The sequence below is a fragment of the Pseudonocardia yunnanensis genome (genome assembly GCF_039534065.1).
Taxonomy (GTDB): Bacteria; Actinomycetota; Actinomycetes; order Mycobacteriales; family Pseudonocardiaceae; genus Pseudonocardia; species Pseudonocardia yunnanensis.
Map to the genome: position 1 here is coordinate 72,629 of NZ_BAAAUS010000059.1, position 18,594 is coordinate 91,222.

The following is an 18,594-nucleotide window of genomic DNA, read 5'->3' on the forward strand; positions in this document are numbered from 1 at the left end:
GGTAGAAGCGGGTTGGTGGGCTTCCCTGCCGGCTTCGCGCGAGCCCGGCGCCATCCGTGCGTCCGTGTAGCGCTGGTCACTCCACAGGGCCTGGTGTCGGTCGAATGTAGTACGTGTTAGTGATAGTTCGAACGACTGACTAATTCGCCTTACGGCCTCCGCAGTCGAGGAGAAGCGTCCATGCCCAGCCCGTTCGATCCCGTCACCGTCGGCGGCCTTGCCCTGCCGCACCGCATCGCGATGTCCCCGATGACGCGCAACCGCGCTCCCGGGCAGGTTCCCAACGACCTGATGGCGCTGTACTACGCACAACGGGCCAGCGCCGGGCTCATCATCACCGAGGGCACCCAGCCATCCGTCGTCGGACAGGGCTACCTGAACACCCCAGGCATCCACAGCGCCGAACAGATCCGCGGCTGGCGCAAGGTCACCGACGCCGTGCACGAGCGCGGCGGCCGGATCTTCGTCCAACTCATGCACAGCGGCCGGGTAGGGCACGCCAGCCTGCTGCCCGACGGCATGCGCAACGTCGCGCCCTCGGCGGTGCCCGCCGACATCCAGATCTTCATCGGCGACGGCATGGGCGACGCGCCAGTGCCCGCCGAACTGACCGAAGACGGCATCACCGCCACGATCCAGGACTACGCACAGGCCGCGGCCAACGCGATCGAGGCAGGCTTCGACGGCGTGGAACTGCACGGCGGCAATGGCTACCTCATCCACCAGTTCCTCTCGACCAATGCGAACCTGCGCACCGATCACTGGGGCGGCTCACAACACAACCGCGCCCGATTCGCAGTCGAGACCGCCAAAGCGGTCGCCGAACGGATCGGCGCACACCGCGTCGGCCTGCGTATCTCTCCCGGGGTGACCAACAACGACATCCGTGAAGACGACCCTCACGACACCTACGCCGCTCTCGCCGACGGGCTCCGGCCGATCGGCCTGGCCTACCTGCACATCTTCGAAGGCCCGTACCGCGACATCACCCTCCACCTGCGTAAAGAGTTCGGCGGCGCATTCATCCTGAACCCCTCCACCCCGGGCTCCTTCACCAGCAGGGAACAACTGGAGCTGATCGAGGACGGCACCACCGACATCATCACCTTCGGCGCTCTGTTCCTCGCCAACCCCGACCTGCCCGCCCGCCTGGCCGGCAACGAACCTCTCAACGCTCCCGACCGGAGCACCTTCTACGGCGGCGACCACCACGGCTACACCGACTATCCGGCGCTGGAGGACTGACAACCGCGCCCGACCGGTCCGTCAGGGCGGCTGCGCTACACGGCTCGAGGCAGCGGGGCTTTCACGCCGTTCCAGCAAAAGCCCGCCATCGCGCCGGACAGCACACTTCGTTGGGACTCATCAATGTCTTCCACCAGCCCGTCCACAGAAACGGCGCCACCGGCGCCCGAGTCGGCTTGGGCTCCGTTCCACCATCGTGCATTCGCCGGGATGTGGAGCGCGCAGTTCGTGAGCAACATCGGCGGCTGGATGCAGGCCGTCGGCGCGCAGTGGTTGATGCTCATGCTCACGGGTTCGGCGACCTACGTCGCGCTGGTCCAGACCGCATCAAGCCTGCCGGTGATGTTGTTCGCGGTATTCGCCGGGGCGATCGGCGATGTCGTGGATCGGCGGCGGTTCCTGCTGGTGTCGCAAGCGTTCATGCTGCTCGCGGCGGCGGCCCTGGGTGTGCTCGCGCTCGCCGGACTCGTCACGCCCTGGCTGCTGCTCGGCCTGATCTTTGCGGTGGGCAGCGGCGGGGCGATGACCGCGTCCACCTGGCAGACGCTCCAACCCGAGCTCGTCTCCCCGGCCGAACGCCCTCAGGCGATCTCCCTCGGCGCCGTGAACCAGAACCTGGGCCGCGCGGTGGGTCCGGCGATCGGCGGCATCGTGCTCGCGGCGTCGAGCGCAGGCACCCTCTTCTTGATCAATGCGGTCAGCTTTGTCGCCGTCATCGTCGTCATCGCATGGTGGCGCGGGGACAAGCCCTCGACCCATGTGCTTCCGCGGGAGCATGTCGGTGAGGCGATCCGGGCAGGCGCCCGCTACGTCATGGCCAGCCCGGCACTGCGCGTCATCCTGTTGCGAGCAGGGCTGTTCATCTTCTTCGCCAGCTTGATCTGGGCCCTTCTCCCGCTCGTCGCGCAGTCGGAGCTGCAGCTCGGTTCGGGTGGCTACGGGCTGCTGCTGGGGTGCGTCGGGGTGGGCGCAGTCATCGGCGCCGCTGTGCTGCCGCACCTGTTGGTCCGGACGACGACGGGTCTCCTGTTGTCGGCCGCCTCGTTCGGCCTCGCCGCCGTGGCGATCGTCGTGGCCTATGTACCCCTCGTCGCGCCGGTCGCCGTCGCGCTCGTGATCGGCGGATTTGCCTGAATCGTTGCGCTGTCGGTGCTGAACTCGGCCTACCAGCTGATGCTGCCCGATTGGGCCAAGGGCCGCGGAATGGCGTATTACCTGGTTGTGTTCCAGGGCGGCAACGCCGTCGGCAGCGCGATCCTCGGGGTCGTTGCACAACGTGTCGGGTTCTCGTCCACACTGCTCGTCGTCGCTGTGGGATTGGTGCTGGGCGCGCTCGTCGAACTGCGCCACCGATTTCAGACCATCCCACCGGAAGAACTCGTGTCCGCAGACGACTGGTCCCAGCCGACGTTGACGACCGGGGTGCTCCCCGGCGGACCCGTCATGGTGACCATCGAGTACCGCCCTCGTGACGGAGCCGACGAGGAACTGCTCGGGGCTCTCCGGGACGTCCGGTCCGGTCGGCGGCGCAGCGGAGCGACGGCATGGCGGGTCTGGCAGGACGCGGCCGAACCACACCGGATCGTCGAGCAGTTCGTCGTCGCTTCCTGGGAGGCGCATCTTCGCCAGCACGAGCGGGTCAGCGAGCGGGATCAGAATCGGCTGGCCAGGGTGTGGGCGATGTCCGACCCCGATCGCCCGCCGGCGGTGACACACTGGCTGGCCGCTCAACCGGCCAGCGGTAGTAGATCGTCGGGACCCGACGCTCATCAATGATCGACATGTGCGCGGGCGAGCAGGCCGGCGAGCGTGGTCTGAAGGATCTCGGCGTACATGGCGGCGAAGTCCACCCGGGAGCTCGCGAGCCGGGCGTCTGCCGTGGCTTCGACGAGCGTCGGGGTCGGGTTGCTGAACGGCCACAGGCCCACCAGTGAGACGACGGCGTACCGCGTCAGCGTGAACGCGTCGTCCGCGCGGAGGGCCGGTACCCGGTCGCTGATCAGGGCCGCCAGCGTGGTGCGCTGTTCCAGGTCGGTGAGTTTGTAGGCGCGCACGGTGTCGGCGGAGACGTTCCGCTCCAGGACGCTCGGCAGCAGACTCCACAGCTGACACAGGACCGGCCGCGCGGCGAGGGAGTCGGCCCAGGCCTGCATCACGTGGTCTGGCTCGCAGGGCGGGGTCGGCCACTCGCTCGCCAGCGCCTCGAGCCACGACAGCCGCTGCCGATTGAGGAGCTCCAGGAAGACTCCCTCGCGGCTCTCGAAGTACCGCACCACATGCGTCTTGGACACGCCCAGTCGGCGCCCGAGCTCCCGGAGGCTGATCTCCTCCGCCGGCATCTCGGCGAGCAGCTCCTCCGCGGCGTCCAGGATCTTCTGCCGGCGCAGTTCTCGCTGCTCGGGCCGTCTGGCCCGCTGGAAGGCCGGGATCTCCGCGTCGTCCATCGCCTCTCCTCACGCGCCGTCGCGCTGCCCGCTCCAGCGTATCGGTCCGCCGGACACTTGATAGGTGTCCGGCGGACCGATACAGTCGTGTGTCTGTAGGTGTCCAGTGGACACCAATCTAACGGCGAATGAGGGAATCACCGTGACCGACGACGAGGAGAACTACGCAGCCGCACTCGACGTCGCCGCACGACTGCGCGGCAGCCGGCTCGAACAGATCCTGGAACCCAGCCGAGGTGAGCCCGCCAACGCCGCGGACTTCAAGCGCCTGGCCACGATGCACACCTTCGGCGACACATGGTCGCGAACCGATGTGCTCGACACGCGCACCCGCGCCCTCATCTCCGTGACGATCGCCGCCACATCGGGCGCACACCTGCGCGGGCAACTCCACATCGCACTCAACAACGGGGTCACCCCGGAAGAGATCGTCGAGACGTTCATCCACATCGCGGCGTACGCCGGCGCAGGCCGTGCCTTCGATGGCTATCAGATCGCCCAGCAGGTCTTCCGGGAGGCAGCCCAACAGTCCCCGTGAGTTTTTCGTCCGATTCAGCGCTTGATCGCGTAGACGCGGTTGGCCAGCCCCTCCGCGGCGAGTTTCCAGGTGCGCAGTCCGGCTTCCTCGGCGATCGCCCGCACTGCCGCCTCGCCCGGGTGGTTGCCGAGCGCATAAGAGCCCTCCTGCGCGAGCGCGGCGGGAAGGCACACGATGACCGACGACGCCGTGAACGCCCGACCCATCGGGCCGATGTTCTCGGAGACCTTTCCGGAGGCGTTCGGCTCGACGACCATGCAGGTGCCGTCGTCGGCCAGCGTCTGCTCGGCGCGGCGCAACGCGCCCCGGGGATCGCCGAGATCGTGCAGGCAGTCGAAGAACGTGATGAGGTCGTATTTCTCGCCAGGGAAGTCCTGAGCCGTGGCGACGTCGAAGCTCACTCGATCACTCAATCCTTGTTCGGTCGCCAACCCGCGCGCCGCCTCGATGGACGGGCCATGGAAGTCGTATCCGTGGAATCGGGAATTCGGATATGCATGGGCCATGAGCAAGGTGGAATGGCCGAAGCCGCACCCGACGTCCGCGACCGTCGCACCGTGCTCCAGCTTCTCGACGACACCGTCCAGGGCCGGGAGCCATTCCGCCACCAGCGAAGCCGCGTAGCCGGGGCGGAACAACTTCGCGGTGCCCTCGAAGAGTCCCGAGCCGTAGTCCTGCCAGCCCACGCCCTCGCCCGTGCGGAACGCCTCGGCCAGGGCGTCCTCCTTGCCGTAGAAGGCCCCGAGACTCCGGAAGGTGCCGACGGCGTAGGTGGGTGAGTCCGGGTCGGCCAGGACGGCGGCGTGCTCGTCGGGAAGCTGGTAGGTGTCGGCCTGCTCGTCGTAGCGCACGTACTCCCCGGAGACCTGACCGGCGAGCCACTCCCGCACGTAGCGCTCGTTCAGGCCGGCGCGCTCCGCCAGTTGGACCGACGTGAGAGGCCCGGCTCCGGCCATCGCCGAGTACAGGCCGAGCCGGTCGCCGAGCGCCGTGGACAGCCCGGCGATGGCGGCGGCGCCGTCGGCGATCACGCGCTCCACGAACTCCATCGTTCGATTATCATTCAACGACTTTGTGGAGCCCACTACAATATCTCCCATTCGCGCTGCTGTATCGACGTCAGAAGTCCGCCGATACGGCGAGAATAGCAGGCCGCTGACTCCGATTGTTGCGCGATGAGTGGGGGTGCAGCGAGCCTGGGTGGCAGTGCGGACGATAGTGGTCCTGTTGATAATGCGCCCGGCACCAGTTCGTCGGCGGATCCGTGGAATGCGTGCCCGTATCGTGTCCGGTCGCTACCGGGATCGGGCAGGTGGCTGGTGTCGCTGTCCGACCACTCGGACCATTTCTCAACCGTTTGTCGCAATTCCGAGTCTGCGGGGAGGCAAACGTGGGCCCGCAAGATCACCTTCGCCGCAATTGGCGCCAGACTCCGGCCCGTAATCTGGGGTAGATTCGGCTGATCCGACGAGGATGTCGCCGGCGGCAGGCGGGCCTGGAGTCGCCGGTCGCAAACAATTTAGGTACGACGGAGGTCCTCCTAGATGTCCAGCACAATCACCGGCGACGTCACCGCTCTGCGCGCCACGTTGGCCGGATCGCTCATCACTCCCGAGTCGCCCGACTACGACGAATTCAGGCGCGTGTGGAACGGCGACAAAGACGGGCACCCGGCAGTGATCGTCTGCTGCGAGTCCGAGGCCGACGTGGCCGCCGCCATCATGTTCGCCCGCGACGCCGGACTCGAGATCGCGGTGCGCGGGGGCGGCCACAGCTTCGCCGGCCTCTCCACCGTGGACGACGGGCTGGTGATCGACCTGAGACGGATGAACAGCGTGCACGTCGACCCGTCGGCCCTGCGCGTGAAGGTGGGCGGCGGCGCCTTGCTGAACGACATGGACGCCGCCACTCAGAAGCACGGGCTCGCCACACCGGCCGGGATGATCAGTCATACCGGTGTGGGCGGGCTGACTCTCGGCGGCGGCATCGGCTGGCAGACGAGGAAATCCGGGCTGAGCCTGGACAACGTGGTGTCGGTACGCGTGGTCACCGCAGACGGGCAGGTGCGACGGGCCGCCGACGACGAGAACCCGGACCTGTTCTGGGCGATCCGCGGCGGCGGCGGCAACTTCGGGGTGATCACCGAGTTCGAGTTCCGGCTGCACGAGGTCGGGCCCACCATCCAGTTCGCCCTGCTCTTCTACGGCCAGGACCAGGCCGCCGAGATGTTCCGGCTCGGCCAAGCACTCCTCGACGAGCTGCCCCGCCAGTTCGCCCTGGCGATGGGCGCCATCACGGCTCCGGACGCCCCGTTCGTGCCCGAGCAGTACAAGTACCAGCACGGCTACGTTCTCCTGCTCGCCGACCTCAGCCCCGAGGCCGCCGGCGGCGAGGTGCATGCCCGACTGGTCGAGCGGATCCGGCAGCAGCTGCCGCCCTTGTTCGACATGGTCGCACCGACGCCCTTCGTCGAACTGCAGCAGCTCTTCGACGAGGCGACTCGCTGGGGCCTGCACTGCTACGAGAAGGGCACCTACATCGAGGAACTCACCGAGGAGGTCATCTCGGTCTTCGTCACGCAGGCGCCGCTGCGCACGTCACCGAACTCCGTGATGCTGTTCATGTGGATGGACGGCGCCTACTGCGACACTGCCGACGCCGCCACCGCGTTCGGCGGGGTCCGCAAGCCCCACTTCGCCTTCTTCATCACGGCCGTGTGCGAGAAGCCGGAGCAGTTGGCAGCCGAGCGGGACTGGGTGCGGGACTTCTGGGAGGCGCTGCAGCCGTACTCCATCGGCATCGGCAGCTACGTCAACGCGATGTCGGAGGTCGAGGACGACCGGGTGCGGGCGACCTACGGCGAGAAGTACCCGCGGCTGGCCCGGATCAAGGCCGAGTACGACCCGCAGAACCTGTTCCACCGCAACCTCAACATCCGTCCCGCCTGACCACAGCGCCCGGCAGCGCCCGGCATCACCTCCCGGGCGCTGCCGAGGTAATTACTCCCGAAGCTCCGTCCCCTGGGCGGCGGCCGCGACCTATGTGACCTCTCCGGAACCCGAGCCGAACTTGGCCGCGTCGGCCTTGTTCCGGCGGGTTGGCGCGGCGTGCCGCGCGGCGAAGATGACCCTCGGGCGAGTCGCGCTGATCAACGCGAACGCGAATATCGCGAGAGCTCCGATCCCGTGCAGGATGCCCAGCGCGGGAAGTCCGATGGGGAAGGTACCCAGGTAGATTTGTACCGCCACTGTCGCCGCCAGCGCCGCGGTCCAGATCACTCCGCGTCGCACCGCCGTGAAGAACGAACAGATCAGCAGCAGGATCGCGATCAGTGGTATGACGATCTGCCCGTTCTTCTGGTGCAGCAGGAACCCGATCTGCCCGGTGTATGCCGGTTCGCCACGCAGGGAACCTCCTTCCAGCGCACCGCCGTCCACGGTGACCCAGTTCCGCAAACCGAACACCGCGAATGCGATCACCGAAGCCTGGAAGACCACCGCGAGCACCATCAGGTAGGCCAGAAAGCGATAGATGGATATCATCATTCGCAACTCCTCGTCACCGCAGAGATCTACGCCCAGCCTAGCGAGCCACCAACCGGGGCAGGGAAAGCTGTCGAGATTTCGCGCTGTATGCGAATGGGCGGAGCGTGTCGAACGTCGATAAGATCAGGTATCGCGCCGCATCGGGCCATTGGTGCCGGCGACCGGACCGCCCGCCGAGTCCGGAGGCCGATTCACGCGCCAAGGCTCCTCGCCGGATCTCTGGGAAGCGCTCGATCCGCCGGACGCCTCACTCAGTTCCCCACGCCGAGGCTGGACATGAAAGCGGACGGGTAACGGTCACCGCGCGCCGCGCAACTGGTCGGCGCTCTGGCCCGGGCCCTGCGCCTCTCCGACGACGACCGCGACCCGAGGGTGGGTCGTCTGCTGATGGACTGCGAAACTCTGGTCACTCCCGACCAAGGACAGCAGTTGTTGGTGCTCACTCCGGCGAACGACGAGGCACGCCGGCGGCTGGAGCTCCTGGCACGCCTCCTACCTGGGCGGATGGCCACAGCTAGCCTCGGGTCGTGCGGATCCACGAGTACTCCGGCGCGGAGCTGGAAGATGTCGCCGGTGAGGTCTTCGTGCCGGTGATCGCCCGGACGGCTCCCGGCTATCGCGGTCGGATGGCCCTCCACGAGTTGGGCGAGACTCTGGCGCTCTCTCGGGCGCACTGGGGACCGATGTCGGCGATCCGGACCGCCCGGATGGCAGCGAGGGCGTCGGAGGACGATCTGATGCTCTTCTGCGTCCAGACCGCCGGTGAGTGCGGCGTCCACCAGAACGACCGGTTCGTCGCGATGACGGCCGGAACGGGGCTTCTGGCTGAGGCGTGTAGCCCCTCCGAGCGGGTCTCGTCGACCGAGACCAGGACCCTGACCTTGCGTTTCTCACGCGAGCTGCTCCCGCTCCGTGCCGCGGAGATCACCGAGGGATGCGCACGCAGCATGCACCCCGCGGCGCCGGCCATGCAGGTGCTCACCAGCTACCTCAGTCGACTTTTCGCGGTTGCCGACGACCTCACGGCGCCGCAGCGGCTCGACGCGGGGCAAGCCGCCATCGATCTGCTCACGATGGTGGTACGGGACGTCGCACCCTCCGTGCCGAGTGGGAACGGACCCGGGGACGTGTTGCTCGACATGATGCGGATGCATGTCCGTGATCACCTGGCCGACCCGAATCTCGGGGTCGAAGAACTGGCGCGCCGGCACCACGTGTCGGTCCGCCGCGCGTACACCCTGTTCGAACGGATCGGGACGACGCCCGGTGCTTACCTTCGCGAACAGCGGCTGCTCGCCGCACAGGTGATGTTGTCCGATCAGAGGTACACACGGTTGGGGATGTCGCGTATCGCGGCTGCCGTCGGATTCCGCGACCTCAGGACGTTCGAGCGGGCGTTCTTGCGGGCGTACGGGATGACTCCGGCCGGCTGGCGGCGCGAGCACGGCCGCACCGCTTCCGCCCCGGCGTCTGTGCTGCAGGAAGTGCCTCCACACTGAGCAGGAATCACCGTGTTCCGTTGCGGATGCGGTGCGATCGACTGGCCCGGCACAGCGACTTCGCAGAAGGGGAACCATGCCGCCGCCGGACCCACGAACTTGTTCATCTTCGTGTCGTTCGTCTGGTTCGTCCCCAGAAGTGGATTTTGGTTATCCCACGAAAGGTCTGGAAATGGTAGGCGCCGGGCAGTTCTTCGACGCGCGCGAAATGGACATGTTGCACCGGATGTTTCGGCGCGAGTTCTCCCTCATGCCCCGGGTGGTCCAGTCCGCCGGAAACGGCGGTCAGGAGCGCGTGGATACCGTTGCCGACCATATCGACTTCGTGGCCGACGCCCTGCACGGCCACCACGGGTTCGAGGACGCGCAGGTCTGGCCGATCCTGCGGGAACGCGGTGCAGTCGACATCGTGCCGCACGTCCGTCACGTGGAGGAGCAGCACAAGGAGATCGAGCGGGCTGCTGCTGAGCTCGACGAGGCGGTCACGTGCTGGCGGGGGGACGCCACTGCCGGTGGCCGCGAGCGGGTGAGCGCCGCCCTCGACCGAATGCTTCCCGTCCTTCTGGAGCACATGCGCTTCGAGGAGGAGAACGTGGTTCCGATCATGGAGAAGTGCATCGCCCTTGCCGAGTGGAACCAGATGATCCAGGCCTCGGCGGCCGAGCATCTGGCCCCCTCGGACATGCCGCTCATGTTCGGCATGACGATGTACGAGGGCGACCCGGAGATCGTGGACGCCGCCATCTCCAACATGCCGGCCGAAATAGGGCCGATCATCCGGCGGACGGCAGCGCAGGCCTTTGCGACACACGCCGAGAAAATTCACGGTACATCCACCCCGCCGCGCAGTACCCAACTCTGAGCCAAGAGCGTTTTCGAGAAGATGATGCCGGTTCTGGAAAGTCGCGTCGTGGATGTCCGATCCAGCCGTGTCGACCTCGCCCGCGAGGAGTCGCGCGTTGCGGCGGCTAGGCTTTTGTCGATGGCTCGGCCGTGCGTCGGAACGACCTGACGAAGCCGGCCGTGCCGGCCCCCGCGCACCTTGTGATCGGTACTAGGAGATCTGTATGAAGATTGGTATCGGGCTCCCCAATCAGGTCCACAATGTCCGGCCCGAGACAATTCCGCAGTGGGCGGCCAAGGCCGAGGAGGCCGGATTCTCCTCGCTCGGCACCGTCGGTCGTTATGCCTTCCCGGGTGTGAGCGACACGGTCACGCTCGCGGCGGCGGCGGGTGCCACCAGCAGGATCGGGCTGCTCAGCCACGTCATGCTCGCGCCGGTGTGGCCCGGGGAGCTGTTGGCCAAGGAGCTTGCCGGCATCGACGGCGTCTCCGGCCATCGGCTCACGATCGGGTTCGGTGTCGGTGGGCGCCCGGACGACTTCGTCGTGGACGGGTTCGGTTTGGCCGGCCGTGGCAAGCGGATGGACCGCGATCTCGAGGTCTACCGCAAGATCTGGAACGGCGAGCCCGTCGGAGGCGGGCCCAACCCCGCCGTGCCCGCGGGCACTCGTCAGGTGCCGATGCTCTTCGGAGCCAACAGTGCGCCGGCGTACGCCCGCATGGCGCGTGAAGGGGTGGGTTATGTCGGCGGCGCGATTCCGGCGCCCATGGTCGCCCCGTACATCGAAGCGGCTCGGGTCGCGTGGAAGGACGCGGGCCGCGACGGTGACCCGCGGATCGTTGCGCTCGGCTACTTCGCCCTCGGCGACGTGGAGCAGGGGCGCACCAACGTCAAGCACTACTACGACGTCACCGGCGAGGACTTCTCGAATGTCGTCGCGGACGGCGTGAGCGGTTCACCCGAAGCCGTGAAGGATGCCGTGCGGGCCTACACCGACCTCGGCGCCGACGAGCTCATCCTCATCGGCGCCACCGACGACGTGGACGAGATCTCCCGCCTGGCCGAGATCGTTCTCTGAGGGCTCACCGGCCGGCGGTCGAGGCGTCGATATTGCACGCCTTGCGCGAGACCAGGGCGCGGTCGCGGTGTTTGAAGATGCCGATCGTCTCCCGGGTGAACAGTGCCATCAGGATCGCGGCCAGTAGTTGCAGGGCGGCGAGGAAGTAGAGGCCGTAGTCGAACCCTCGGACGCTGGAGAACCCCCCGCCGAAAGCGATCAGCCAGCCCAACAGGATGGGAGACAGGCCGCCGATGCCCTGACCGACCATCTGCAGACCGTTGCCGATGGCGACCGCGCCCTTCTCGCTGGAGTCCGAGGACAGCGCATACAGCACCGGGTAGATGGCGTTGGTGGCCATACCCAGGAACAGCTGCACGCCGATGAGCCAGCCGAGGCTGATGCCGGTCTGCTGCAGCAGGAGCACTGCCACGGTCAGCCACAGGAAGCAGATGATCAGGGTGTACTTGCGCCCGAGGCGGTCGGAGACGCTCCCCCAGAGGATCTGGCCGATGCCACCGGTGATGGTGAACACGACACTGTACGCAGCTACCTGGGCGAAGTCGTAGTGCGCGACGAACGCGAGATACAGCGGGATCCAGAAGTTGATCCCGGTGTAGATCGCCAGGCCGAGGCCGGACGCTATCGCGCTGACCAGCACGTTCGGGTTGCGCAGCGCGCGGCGGACCGCCCCGGGCGCGGACCCTGCCGCCTCCCGGTCAGCCGCGCCGCCCGTGACCGGGACGGTGAGGCCCCGGGCGCGGGTGTCCGCGACGAAGGCGTCGAAGCGGCCCTTGCTCGAGACCCACCAGTAGAAGATCAGGATCGGGATGGTGATCAGCGGCACCAGCTGGAACACCAAGCGCCAGTTCTCGCTGCCGAAGCCGGCCAGGATGGCGGCCACCGCCCAGCCGCCGATCAGCGTTCCCCACGGAAACGCCGTGTGGTGCAGGCCTTGGGCGAAGCCTCGACGCTCCACCGGCCACCATTCCGCCACCGCGGTGACCTCGAGCGACTCGCCGGTCCCGCTGAACGCGTTCTTGACCGCCTGCAGGGAGAACAGGCTGATGAAGCTGTGGGTCAGGACACCGATCCCGGTGAGCAGGGAGAACACCAGGTAGCCGAGGGCCACCGGCAGCTCGCGGAACTTCCGCGCCCAGCCGTGCCCACCCTTGTCGGACCAGACCGACAGCGGCAGAACCAGGACGGCCTGGGCAAGCGTGAGGAATCCGGTGAACAGTCCGAGCTCGCCAGGAGTCACCCGAAATTCCTGAACGATGGAGGGTTGGACCAAAAACACCAGGTTGCGCAGGATGCCGTTCATCGCGTAAACGAGCCACAGTGCGACGAGCGCGAGCCAGGAGTATTTGTAACCGATTCTGACGCGACGCCGACGCGGAGCGGCGATTTCGTCAAGTGCCATGCATGCAACCCCAATGTGACATGCCGCGGACAACCCCCGGCTTCGAGCCGGGGTCGGAGAGTCTCTGCGACGTTGGGCTCAAACTAAGCAAGACGTTCCGCGAATTGCAATCCTGTACCGCATAGCGAAACGCGCTCAGGAAAGGAGTCAACCACCGGGCACGCTCCGCAGCCGGCGGCGCCAGGTTCTCGGCGTGTGTCAGCCGGCCGGCGTGGTGGGCCGCCAGCCGAGGTGGTGGCTCGCTCGATCGGCCACCGAGCACACCGTCCGGCTGAGTACCTCCACCCCGGTCTCGCGCAGGCGGAACTCGGGCAGCATCACCGACAGCGCGGCCACCGCTTCGCCGGACGGCCTGCGCACGACCGCGCCGATCGCGCACACCCCCGGGCGAAGGTAGTTGTCATTCACCGCGTAGCCGACCTTGCGTGCCTCGACGAGGACCTCCCGGAGCGCCGAGGGATCGGTGATCGTGTCAGGTGAGTGACTGGTCAGCGGTTCGGCCAGGTACTCGTCACGCAGCTCGTCGTCCTCCGCCAGGATGGCCAGCCCTCCCGAGACCGCGTGCGGCGGCCAGACCGTGCCGATCTGCGCGACGGTGACGACCGCATGGTTCGACGGAATCGAGTCCAGGCACACCGCGAACCGGCCGGCCAGGACCGTCAGCAGAACCGTCTCCTGGGTTCTGGCGTGCAGCTCTTCCTCGGCTCCGCGCAGTTCCTGGCGCAGGTCGATCTCCCTGGACACCCGCGCGCCGAGGACCAGGCAGCGAGCGCCGAGCCGGTAGCGCGCGTCCTCCAACTGTTCCAGGTAGCCGTTGGCCTGAAGAGTGCGAGCGAGGCGGAACGCGGTGGCCTTCGAGGTGGTGAGCCGCGCGGCGAGCTCGGTGGCCCCCAGGGGCGGCCCTTCCGCGACGGCCTCGAGCAATCGGAGGGCGCGCCCCACGGACGACAGGCCCGACTCGGTCGATGGTGGCACTTGCCAAGAATACTCGGCGTGCCAGTGGTAATTGCTAAGCTGCGCGAGACACATTTAGCATACCGAAACATGTGAAAGTGGGAGTAATGGACGATTTGCGACAACTTGTCGGTAAGCGCGTGGTACTCACGGGTGGCGCGACGAACATCGGCCGAGCAACCGCATTGTTGCTCGCCGCGCACGGAGCGCGCCTGGTGATCGGTGATCTCAATACCGAGGCGGCTGAAGAGACGGTCCGTGCCATCACGGACAAAGGCGGCGAGGCATCCTTCGTGCACACCGATGTCGCCGACGAGGAGTCGGTGGCCCGGCTGATCGAGACGAGCGCCGAGCGTCTGGCCGGCGTCGACGTGGCCTTCTTCAACGCGGGGCTGCAGCGCTCCGGCCCGGTGACGGAGTTCAGCACCGAGGACTGGGACGCCCTGTTCCGGGTCAACCCGCGACACTGCTTCCTGGGTGCCAAGTACGTGACGCCCCATCTGAAGGCGGCGGGCGGCGGCGTGATCGTCTTCACGGCCTCGCTGGCCGCTGTGAAGGGTGGTCCGGGGCTCACCGCGTACTCGGCTTCCAAGGGTGCGATCGTCGCCTTCGGCAGGGCTCTGGCAATGGAGCTCGCCCCGGCAGGGATCCGGGTGAACACCATCGCCCCGGGTTGGGTGGACACCCCGTTCAATGATCCGGCCGTCGACTTCATGGGCGGGCGTGCGGCCCAGGACGAACTGGTCAGGCGGATGGTGCCGCTGGGTCGGCAGGCGACGCCGGGAGAGATCGCGTCGAGCGTGCTGTACCTGGCCTCGGATGCGTCCTCCTACATGACCGGCCAGATCCTTCTCGTGGACGGCGGCGTGGCCTAGCGGGCGACGGGCGGCGTACCGGGGTCACGATAGGCGGATCACGCGGGAGGGCAGCACTATTCGCTTTCTCGGGTGAAATCAGTCGGCGGGAAAGCTGGCAGTGAGAGTAACCGGGCTCCGGGCGGCGCGTCCGGTTGACTGGTCCCATCACCGTCACCATTGCGCGTCGCATTATGCGTCGACTGAAGCTCGCGTCTCTGTCGTTGACAGAGGGGCGTTGACGACGGAGACAGCGCAATCGATCGACTGGATCGGGGACCCATGGAATCGATGACCGACAGCTATGACTACGTCGTCGTCGGCGGCGGTACGGCCGGCAGCGTCATCGCCGCGCGGCTGTCCGAGCGCGACGGCCCGCGCGTCCTGCTGCTGGAAGCGGGCACAGCGGAGACCTCGACCGACATGGCCACGCCCGCGGCCTGGCCGGAGCTGTTGCAGACGTCGGCGAACTGGGGGGACATGACGGTCCCGCAGCGGGCCACTGGCGCCAGTGTCCCCATCGCGCGCGGGCGTGCGCTCGGTGGCGGGTCGGCCATCAACGCGATGAACTTCGTCCGCGGCCATCGCTCCAGCTACGACGCGTGGGCGAAGGCCGGCTTGAGCGACTGGGGGTTCGACGGCCTGTTGCCCTATTTCAAGCGCAGCGAGAACACCGTCGGACGGGATCCGGCTCTGCGCGGGGTCGGCGGCCCGCTGACCGTGGGACCGCCCGATCCTCCGCACCCGGTCGTGGCCGCCCTGCTCGAGGCGGCGGCCCAGGTCGGTCACCTGAGCGCGGCCGACATCAGCGGGGGAGCGGAGGAGGGGTTCGGCTGGTCCGACCTGAACATCGTCGACGGCAGACGGCAGAGCGCAGCCGACGCCTACCTGACCTCTGCCGTGCACCGTCCCAATCTGACAGTGGTGACCGGGGCCCTGGTGCACCGGCTGAGTATCAGCGGCGGGCGGTGCACCGGAGTGGAGTACAGCACCCGTACTGGCACCGTTTCGGTCGGCTGCTCGGACGAGGTAATCCTCACCGCGGGCACCATCGGTTCGGCGCAACTGCTGATGCTCTCCGGCGTCGGTCCCGCGGGGCACCTGGGTCGCACGGGCGTCGACGTCGTGGTGGACCTGCCGGGCGTCGGGGAGAAGCTGCACGACCACCCGATCACCAACATCGTCTACCGGGCGGCACGTCCGGTCCCGGCGGGGGTGAACAACCACGGCGAGGCGTTCGGCCTGGTGCGCAGCCGGTCCGGGCTCGACGGGCCCGACCTTCAGGTGCTCTTCCTCGACGCCCCGGGCCACATACCGGCCGCCGACGTGCCCGAAATGGGGTGGGGCTACACCATCGCCGTCTCGCCGATACTGCCTTTCAGCCGCGGCAGTGTCCGTCTGGCGAGCGCGGATCCGAGCGTCCCGCCGCTCGTGGACCCGAACTACTTCGGCGACGACCGCGACCTCGCTGCCGTGGTCGAAGGATTGCGTCTGGCCCGGGAGATCGGTGAGGCGCACGCGCTCGATGAATGGCGCGAGCGCGAGGCCCTCCCGGGGCCGAAGGTGACGGACGACGCCGGCTTGCGGGAGTACGTGCTCAGAACGCTGGCCGCGTACAACCACCCCGTCGGTACCTGCCGGATGGGCACCGACTCCCTGTCCGTCGTCGACTCCACCCTGCGCGTGCACGGTGTCGACGGGCTGCGGGTCGCCGACGGCTCCGTCATCCCGTCGATTCCCTCGGCCAACACCAACGCCACCGTCTGCGCCATCGCCGAACGCGCCGCCGAGATGCTGCTGCCCTGACGATGTTCGACCGGCGCACATATAGCCCTCGTCATGTTCACCGGGCGAGGAAGCCGCCGGCGATCCAGTTGTCCAGGCCCTGCCGCCGCACCGCCTCCGGGTAGCCCCTTATGGCGTGGTCCGGCCTCACCGGGTATCGGCGATCCGGGTGACGAGGAAGTCGAGCCGTTCCTCCTGTCCGTCCGGGGGGATACGGCCGCTGTCGGACAGGACGGCCATGCCGTGCAATGCGCTCCAGATGACTTCGGCGAATAGTTCGCGTTGCTCGTTGTCCGGGCGAAAGCAGTTGACGAACTCGTCGAAAGCAGCCCGCAGCGGGGGCGGTGTCTCGGCGCTCGCGAACTTCAAGTCGGTGGGCAGGATGAACATGGCCTGGTACAGGGCAGGTCGCTCGGTCGCGAACTCCAGGTAGGCGCGGCAAACGGCGCGCAGGGCCTGTCCCGGTTCGGGGACGGCCTGCCGTGCGCGGCGCAGGTCTGCGGCAAGTTCGCTGAATCCGTCCAGGGCGACGGCGCTCACGATGGCGTCCTTGCCGTTGAAGTGGCTGTACAGCACCGGCTGGCTGTACTCGACGCGTTCGGCCAGCCGTCGTGTCGTCACTGCCTCCCAGCCTTCGGTCTCCGCGAGTTCGCGCGCGGCCGTGATGATCAGCTGATGACGGTGGGCGCGTTCACGTTCGCGGCGCTCGCTGATGGCGGACATGACGACATCCTAGCAACGCTAGACATCCTGTCGAGGACAGAATACCGTCGCTACGACTACTAGCGCCGCTAGGTGGTGCGCTGTCACCAAGAGGGGGAAGCAACCCGTGCTCACCAACGTCGCCAACGTGCTCGCCGGACTGATCGGCCTGGGCATCATCGTCATGGGCGCGCGCGCCTTCTGGGCGCCGCAGGCCGCAGTTGGCTTTGGCATCCCCGACACGCGGACCGAGGACCGCGACTTCCAGGCATGGCTGTCCGTCAAGGCCGTGCGCGACATAGCTTCGGGCGTCTTCATCGTCATCGTGCTGCTTTTGGCGACACCCCAGGTGCTGGGCTGGTTCATGCTGGCCGCCGCCGGCATTCCCGTCGGCGACGCACTGATCGTGTTGCGAAGCAACGGGCCCAAGGCGGCCGTTTACGGCATCCACGGGGCCACCGCCGTGGTGATGCTGGCGATCAGCGTGCTCCTGCTCGTCGCGTGACCGCTGTCACGCCGATGAAGTCCGGATCCGTGGAGGCCCGTTGACCGGCCGGACGAACACCTTCGGTCGACATCACCTCCGAGATGCTGTCCGCCTGTCGCCACATCGATCACCCGGCCAACGATGCAAGCCGGCCACTAGCGTCGGGCCGTGCAGATCCATGAGTACTCGGGCGAGGGGCTGGAACAATTGGCCCGCCAGAGCTTCATGCCGGTGATCACGCGGACTCGTCCCGACTTCCGCGGGCGGATGGCGCTGCAGGAGATGGGTGAAGCCGTCACGGTTTCTCGGGCCTACTCGAGAGGGTCGCATCGGACGTTCCGGACCGACAGGATGGCCGCGAAGACGTCGGGAGACGACGTGGTGCTCTTCTGCGTGCATGCGGCGGGTCGCAGCCACGTCCGCCAGCACGACCGCGTCGCCGAGCTGAAAGCCGGTTCGGGCGTGTTGTACGAGGCGCGCAGCGCGTGGGAGCTGCTCTCCTCGGGGGAGGGCCGGAGCCTTACCCTGCATTTCTCCCGTGATCTGCTCCCGCTCCGTACGGCCGAGATCACCGAAGGCTGTGCACGCAGCATGGACCCGGTCGCGCCGGCCATGCAGATGCTGTCGGGCTACCTGGATCGGCTGTTCGACGTCGCGGACGACCTCACGGCGTCGCAGCGACTCGACGCCGGGCAGGCCGCGATCGATCTGCTCGCGATGGCGCTGCGGGACGTCACCCCCGCCGTGCCGGGCGACGGCGGCCCCGCGCATGTCCTGCTCGACATGATGCGGACGCACGTGCGCGATCATCTGGCCGACCCGCGGCTGGGGGCCGAGGAGCTGGCGCGGCGGCACCATGTGTCGGTTCGCCATGCGCAGACCCTGTTCGAACGGATCGGGACGACGCCTGGTGCGTACCTGCGCGAGCAGCGGCTGGTCGCGGCCCGGGCGATGCTCTCCGACCCGAGATACGCCCGGCTCGGGATGTCGGATGTCGCGGCTGCCGTCGGGTTCCTCAACCTCAGGACGTTCGAGCGGGCGTTCCGGCGGCAGTACGGCATGACGCCGGGCGGCTGGCGGCGCGAGCACATCCATCCCGGACCCGCTCCCACAACCGAGTCGCCGAAAATGCCTCCAGGCTGAGCCGGAATCGTCGTGTCCAGCCGAGCTCGCGGTGTGATCGACTGGGCTTGATACAGCGACTTCTCAGATGGGAT

At 67.6% G+C, this 18,594-nt stretch carries 16 protein-coding genes and 1 pseudogene; 11 read left to right on the forward strand and 6 right to left on the reverse strand.

Translation table 11 applies throughout. The annotated features are described in order from the left end of the window. Window positions 1-180: 180 nt before the first annotated feature. Both ABD743_RS39505 and ABD743_RS39510 read left to right on the forward strand, forming a co-directional pair. Window positions 181-1,245 carry an alkene reductase gene (locus ABD743_RS39505; protein ID WP_344729032.1) on the forward strand — a complete coding sequence of 355 codons (1,065 nt, stop codon included), beginning with the start codon at window positions 181-183 and terminating at the stop codon, window positions 1,243-1,245. Between the two features lie 123 nt (window positions 1,246-1,368). Then, window positions 1,369-3,021, forward strand: a pseudogene (locus tag ABD743_RS39510) (MFS transporter). Here the strand turns inward: ABD743_RS39510 and ABD743_RS39515 are convergent. Further along, a complete protein-coding gene (locus tag ABD743_RS39515) occupies window positions 3,015-3,689 on the reverse strand; it encodes a TetR/AcrR family transcriptional regulator (RefSeq protein ID WP_344729033.1) in 675 nt (224 codons plus the stop codon). The pseudogene ABD743_RS39510 and the gene ABD743_RS39515 sit on opposite strands and share 7 nt — an antisense overlap. A 142-nt stretch (window positions 3,690-3,831) precedes the next feature. On the opposite strand from ABD743_RS39515, the gene ABD743_RS39520 reads away from it, so the two are divergent. Further along, window positions 3,832-4,227 (forward strand): carboxymuconolactone decarboxylase family protein, encoded by a 396-nt coding sequence (locus tag ABD743_RS39520; protein WP_344729034.1) that lies wholly within the window; start codon window positions 3,832-3,834, stop codon window positions 4,225-4,227. 14 nt (window positions 4,228-4,241) lie between these two features. Here the strand turns inward: ABD743_RS39520 and ABD743_RS39525 are convergent, their stop codons facing one another. Then, the gene (locus ABD743_RS39525; RefSeq protein WP_344729035.1) at window positions 4,242-5,276 is read right to left on the reverse strand and encodes a class I SAM-dependent methyltransferase; all 1,035 of its coding nucleotides are present in this window, start codon (window positions 5,274-5,276) and stop codon (window positions 4,242-4,244) included. Between the two features lie 495 nt (window positions 5,277-5,771). On the opposite strand from ABD743_RS39525, the gene ABD743_RS39530 reads away from it, so the two are divergent. Continuing rightward, window positions 5,772-7,175, forward strand: coding sequence for an FAD-binding oxidoreductase (locus tag ABD743_RS39530; protein ID WP_344729036.1), 1,404 nt, complete (start codon window positions 5,772-5,774; stop codon window positions 7,173-7,175). Window positions 7,176-7,265: 90 nt separating this feature from the next. Here ABD743_RS39530 and ABD743_RS39535 read toward each other — a convergent pair whose 3' ends face one another. Beyond that, on the reverse strand, window positions 7,266-7,772 hold the full coding sequence (locus ABD743_RS39535) for a hypothetical protein (RefSeq protein ID WP_344729037.1): 507 nt from the start codon (window positions 7,770-7,772) through the stop codon (window positions 7,266-7,268). 527 nt (window positions 7,773-8,299) lie between these two features. On the opposite strand from ABD743_RS39535, the gene ABD743_RS39540 reads away from it, so the two are divergent. From ABD743_RS39540 to ABD743_RS39550, 3 genes are all read left to right on the forward strand, one after another. Further along, window positions 8,300-9,271 (forward strand): helix-turn-helix domain-containing protein, encoded by a 972-nt coding sequence (locus ABD743_RS39540; protein ID WP_344729038.1) that lies wholly within the window; start codon window positions 8,300-8,302, stop codon window positions 9,269-9,271. 76 nt (window positions 9,272-9,347) lie between these two features. Next, window positions 9,348-10,133, forward strand: a complete 786-nt coding sequence (locus tag ABD743_RS39545) for a hemerythrin domain-containing protein (protein ID WP_344729039.1) — start codon at window positions 9,348-9,350, stop codon at window positions 10,131-10,133. 205 nt (window positions 10,134-10,338) lie between these two features. After that, the gene (locus ABD743_RS39550; protein WP_344729040.1) at window positions 10,339-11,193 is read left to right on the forward strand and encodes an LLM class flavin-dependent oxidoreductase; all 855 of its coding nucleotides are present in this window, start codon (window positions 10,339-10,341) and stop codon (window positions 11,191-11,193) included. 4 nt (window positions 11,194-11,197) lie between these two features. Here ABD743_RS39550 and ABD743_RS39555 read toward each other — a convergent pair whose 3' ends face one another. Both ABD743_RS39555 and ABD743_RS39560 read right to left on the reverse strand, forming a co-directional pair. Next, window positions 11,198-12,595, reverse strand: a complete 1,398-nt coding sequence (locus tag ABD743_RS39555; protein ID WP_344729042.1) for an MFS transporter — start codon at window positions 12,593-12,595, stop codon at window positions 11,198-11,200. Window positions 12,596-12,793: 198 nt separating this feature from the next. Next, window positions 12,794-13,570, reverse strand: coding sequence for an IclR family transcriptional regulator (locus tag ABD743_RS39560; RefSeq protein WP_344729045.1), 777 nt, complete (start codon window positions 13,568-13,570; stop codon window positions 12,794-12,796). Between the two features lie 86 nt (window positions 13,571-13,656). Between ABD743_RS39560 and ABD743_RS39565 the strand changes: the two genes are divergently transcribed. Beyond that, complete coding sequence (locus ABD743_RS39565; RefSeq protein ID WP_344729047.1) at window positions 13,657-14,424, forward strand: SDR family NAD(P)-dependent oxidoreductase; 768 nt, start codon at window positions 13,657-13,659, stop codon at window positions 14,422-14,424. Between the two features lie 270 nt (window positions 14,425-14,694). Continuing rightward, entirely contained in the window at window positions 14,695-16,209 is a 1,515-nt protein-coding gene (locus ABD743_RS39570) for a GMC family oxidoreductase (RefSeq protein WP_344729049.1), read from the forward strand. 126 nt (window positions 16,210-16,335) lie between these two features. Here the strand turns inward: ABD743_RS39570 and ABD743_RS39575 are convergent, their stop codons facing one another. After that, window positions 16,336-16,911 (reverse strand): TetR/AcrR family transcriptional regulator, encoded by a 576-nt coding sequence (locus ABD743_RS39575; protein WP_344729051.1) that lies wholly within the window; start codon window positions 16,909-16,911, stop codon window positions 16,336-16,338. Between the two features lie 106 nt (window positions 16,912-17,017). On the opposite strand from ABD743_RS39575, the gene ABD743_RS39580 reads away from it, so the two are divergent. Beyond that, entirely contained in the window at window positions 17,018-17,395 is a 378-nt protein-coding gene (locus tag ABD743_RS39580; RefSeq protein WP_344729055.1) for a DUF4267 domain-containing protein, read from the forward strand. A gap of 150 nt (window positions 17,396-17,545) precedes the next feature. Next, entirely contained in the window at window positions 17,546-18,520 is a 975-nt protein-coding gene (locus ABD743_RS39585) for an AraC family transcriptional regulator (RefSeq protein ID WP_344729057.1), read from the forward strand. Window positions 18,521-18,594 lie beyond the last annotated feature (74 nt).

What these genes read in the sequence shown, in the direction of transcription:
- ABD743_RS39555 (WP_344729042.1), bottom strand. Translation starts at nt 12,595, where the DNA reads ATGGCACTTGACGAAATCGCCGCTCCGCGTCGGCGTCGCGTCAGAATC.
- ABD743_RS39525 (WP_344729035.1), bottom strand. Translation starts at nt 5,276, where the DNA reads ATGGAGTTCGTGGAGCGCGTGATCGCCGACGGCGCCGCCGCCATCGCC.
- ABD743_RS39570 (WP_344729049.1), top strand. Translation starts at nt 14,695, where the DNA reads ATGACCGACAGCTATGACTACGTCGTCGTCGGCGGCGGTACGGCCGGC.
- ABD743_RS39515 (WP_344729033.1), bottom strand. Translation starts at nt 3,689, where the DNA reads ATGGACGACGCGGAGATCCCGGCCTTCCAGCGGGCCAGACGGCCCGAG.
- ABD743_RS39575 (WP_344729051.1), bottom strand. Translation starts at nt 16,911, where the DNA reads ATGTCCGCCATCAGCGAGCGCCGCGAACGTGAACGCGCCCACCGTCAT.
- ABD743_RS39550 (WP_344729040.1), top strand. Translation starts at nt 10,339, where the DNA reads ATGAAGATTGGTATCGGGCTCCCCAATCAGGTCCACAATGTCCGGCCC.
- ABD743_RS39545 (WP_344729039.1), top strand. Translation starts at nt 9,348, where the DNA reads ATGCCGCCGCCGGACCCACGAACTTGTTCATCTTCGTGTCGTTCGTCT.
- ABD743_RS39535 (WP_344729037.1), bottom strand. Translation starts at nt 7,772, where the DNA reads ATGATGATATCCATCTATCGCTTTCTGGCCTACCTGATGGTGCTCGCG.
- ABD743_RS39505 (WP_344729032.1), top strand. Translation starts at nt 181, where the DNA reads ATGCCCAGCCCGTTCGATCCCGTCACCGTCGGCGGCCTTGCCCTGCCG.
- ABD743_RS39530 (WP_344729036.1), top strand. Translation starts at nt 5,772, where the DNA reads ATGTCCAGCACAATCACCGGCGACGTCACCGCTCTGCGCGCCACGTTG.
- ABD743_RS39565 (WP_344729047.1), top strand. Translation starts at nt 13,657, where the DNA reads ATGGACGATTTGCGACAACTTGTCGGTAAGCGCGTGGTACTCACGGGT.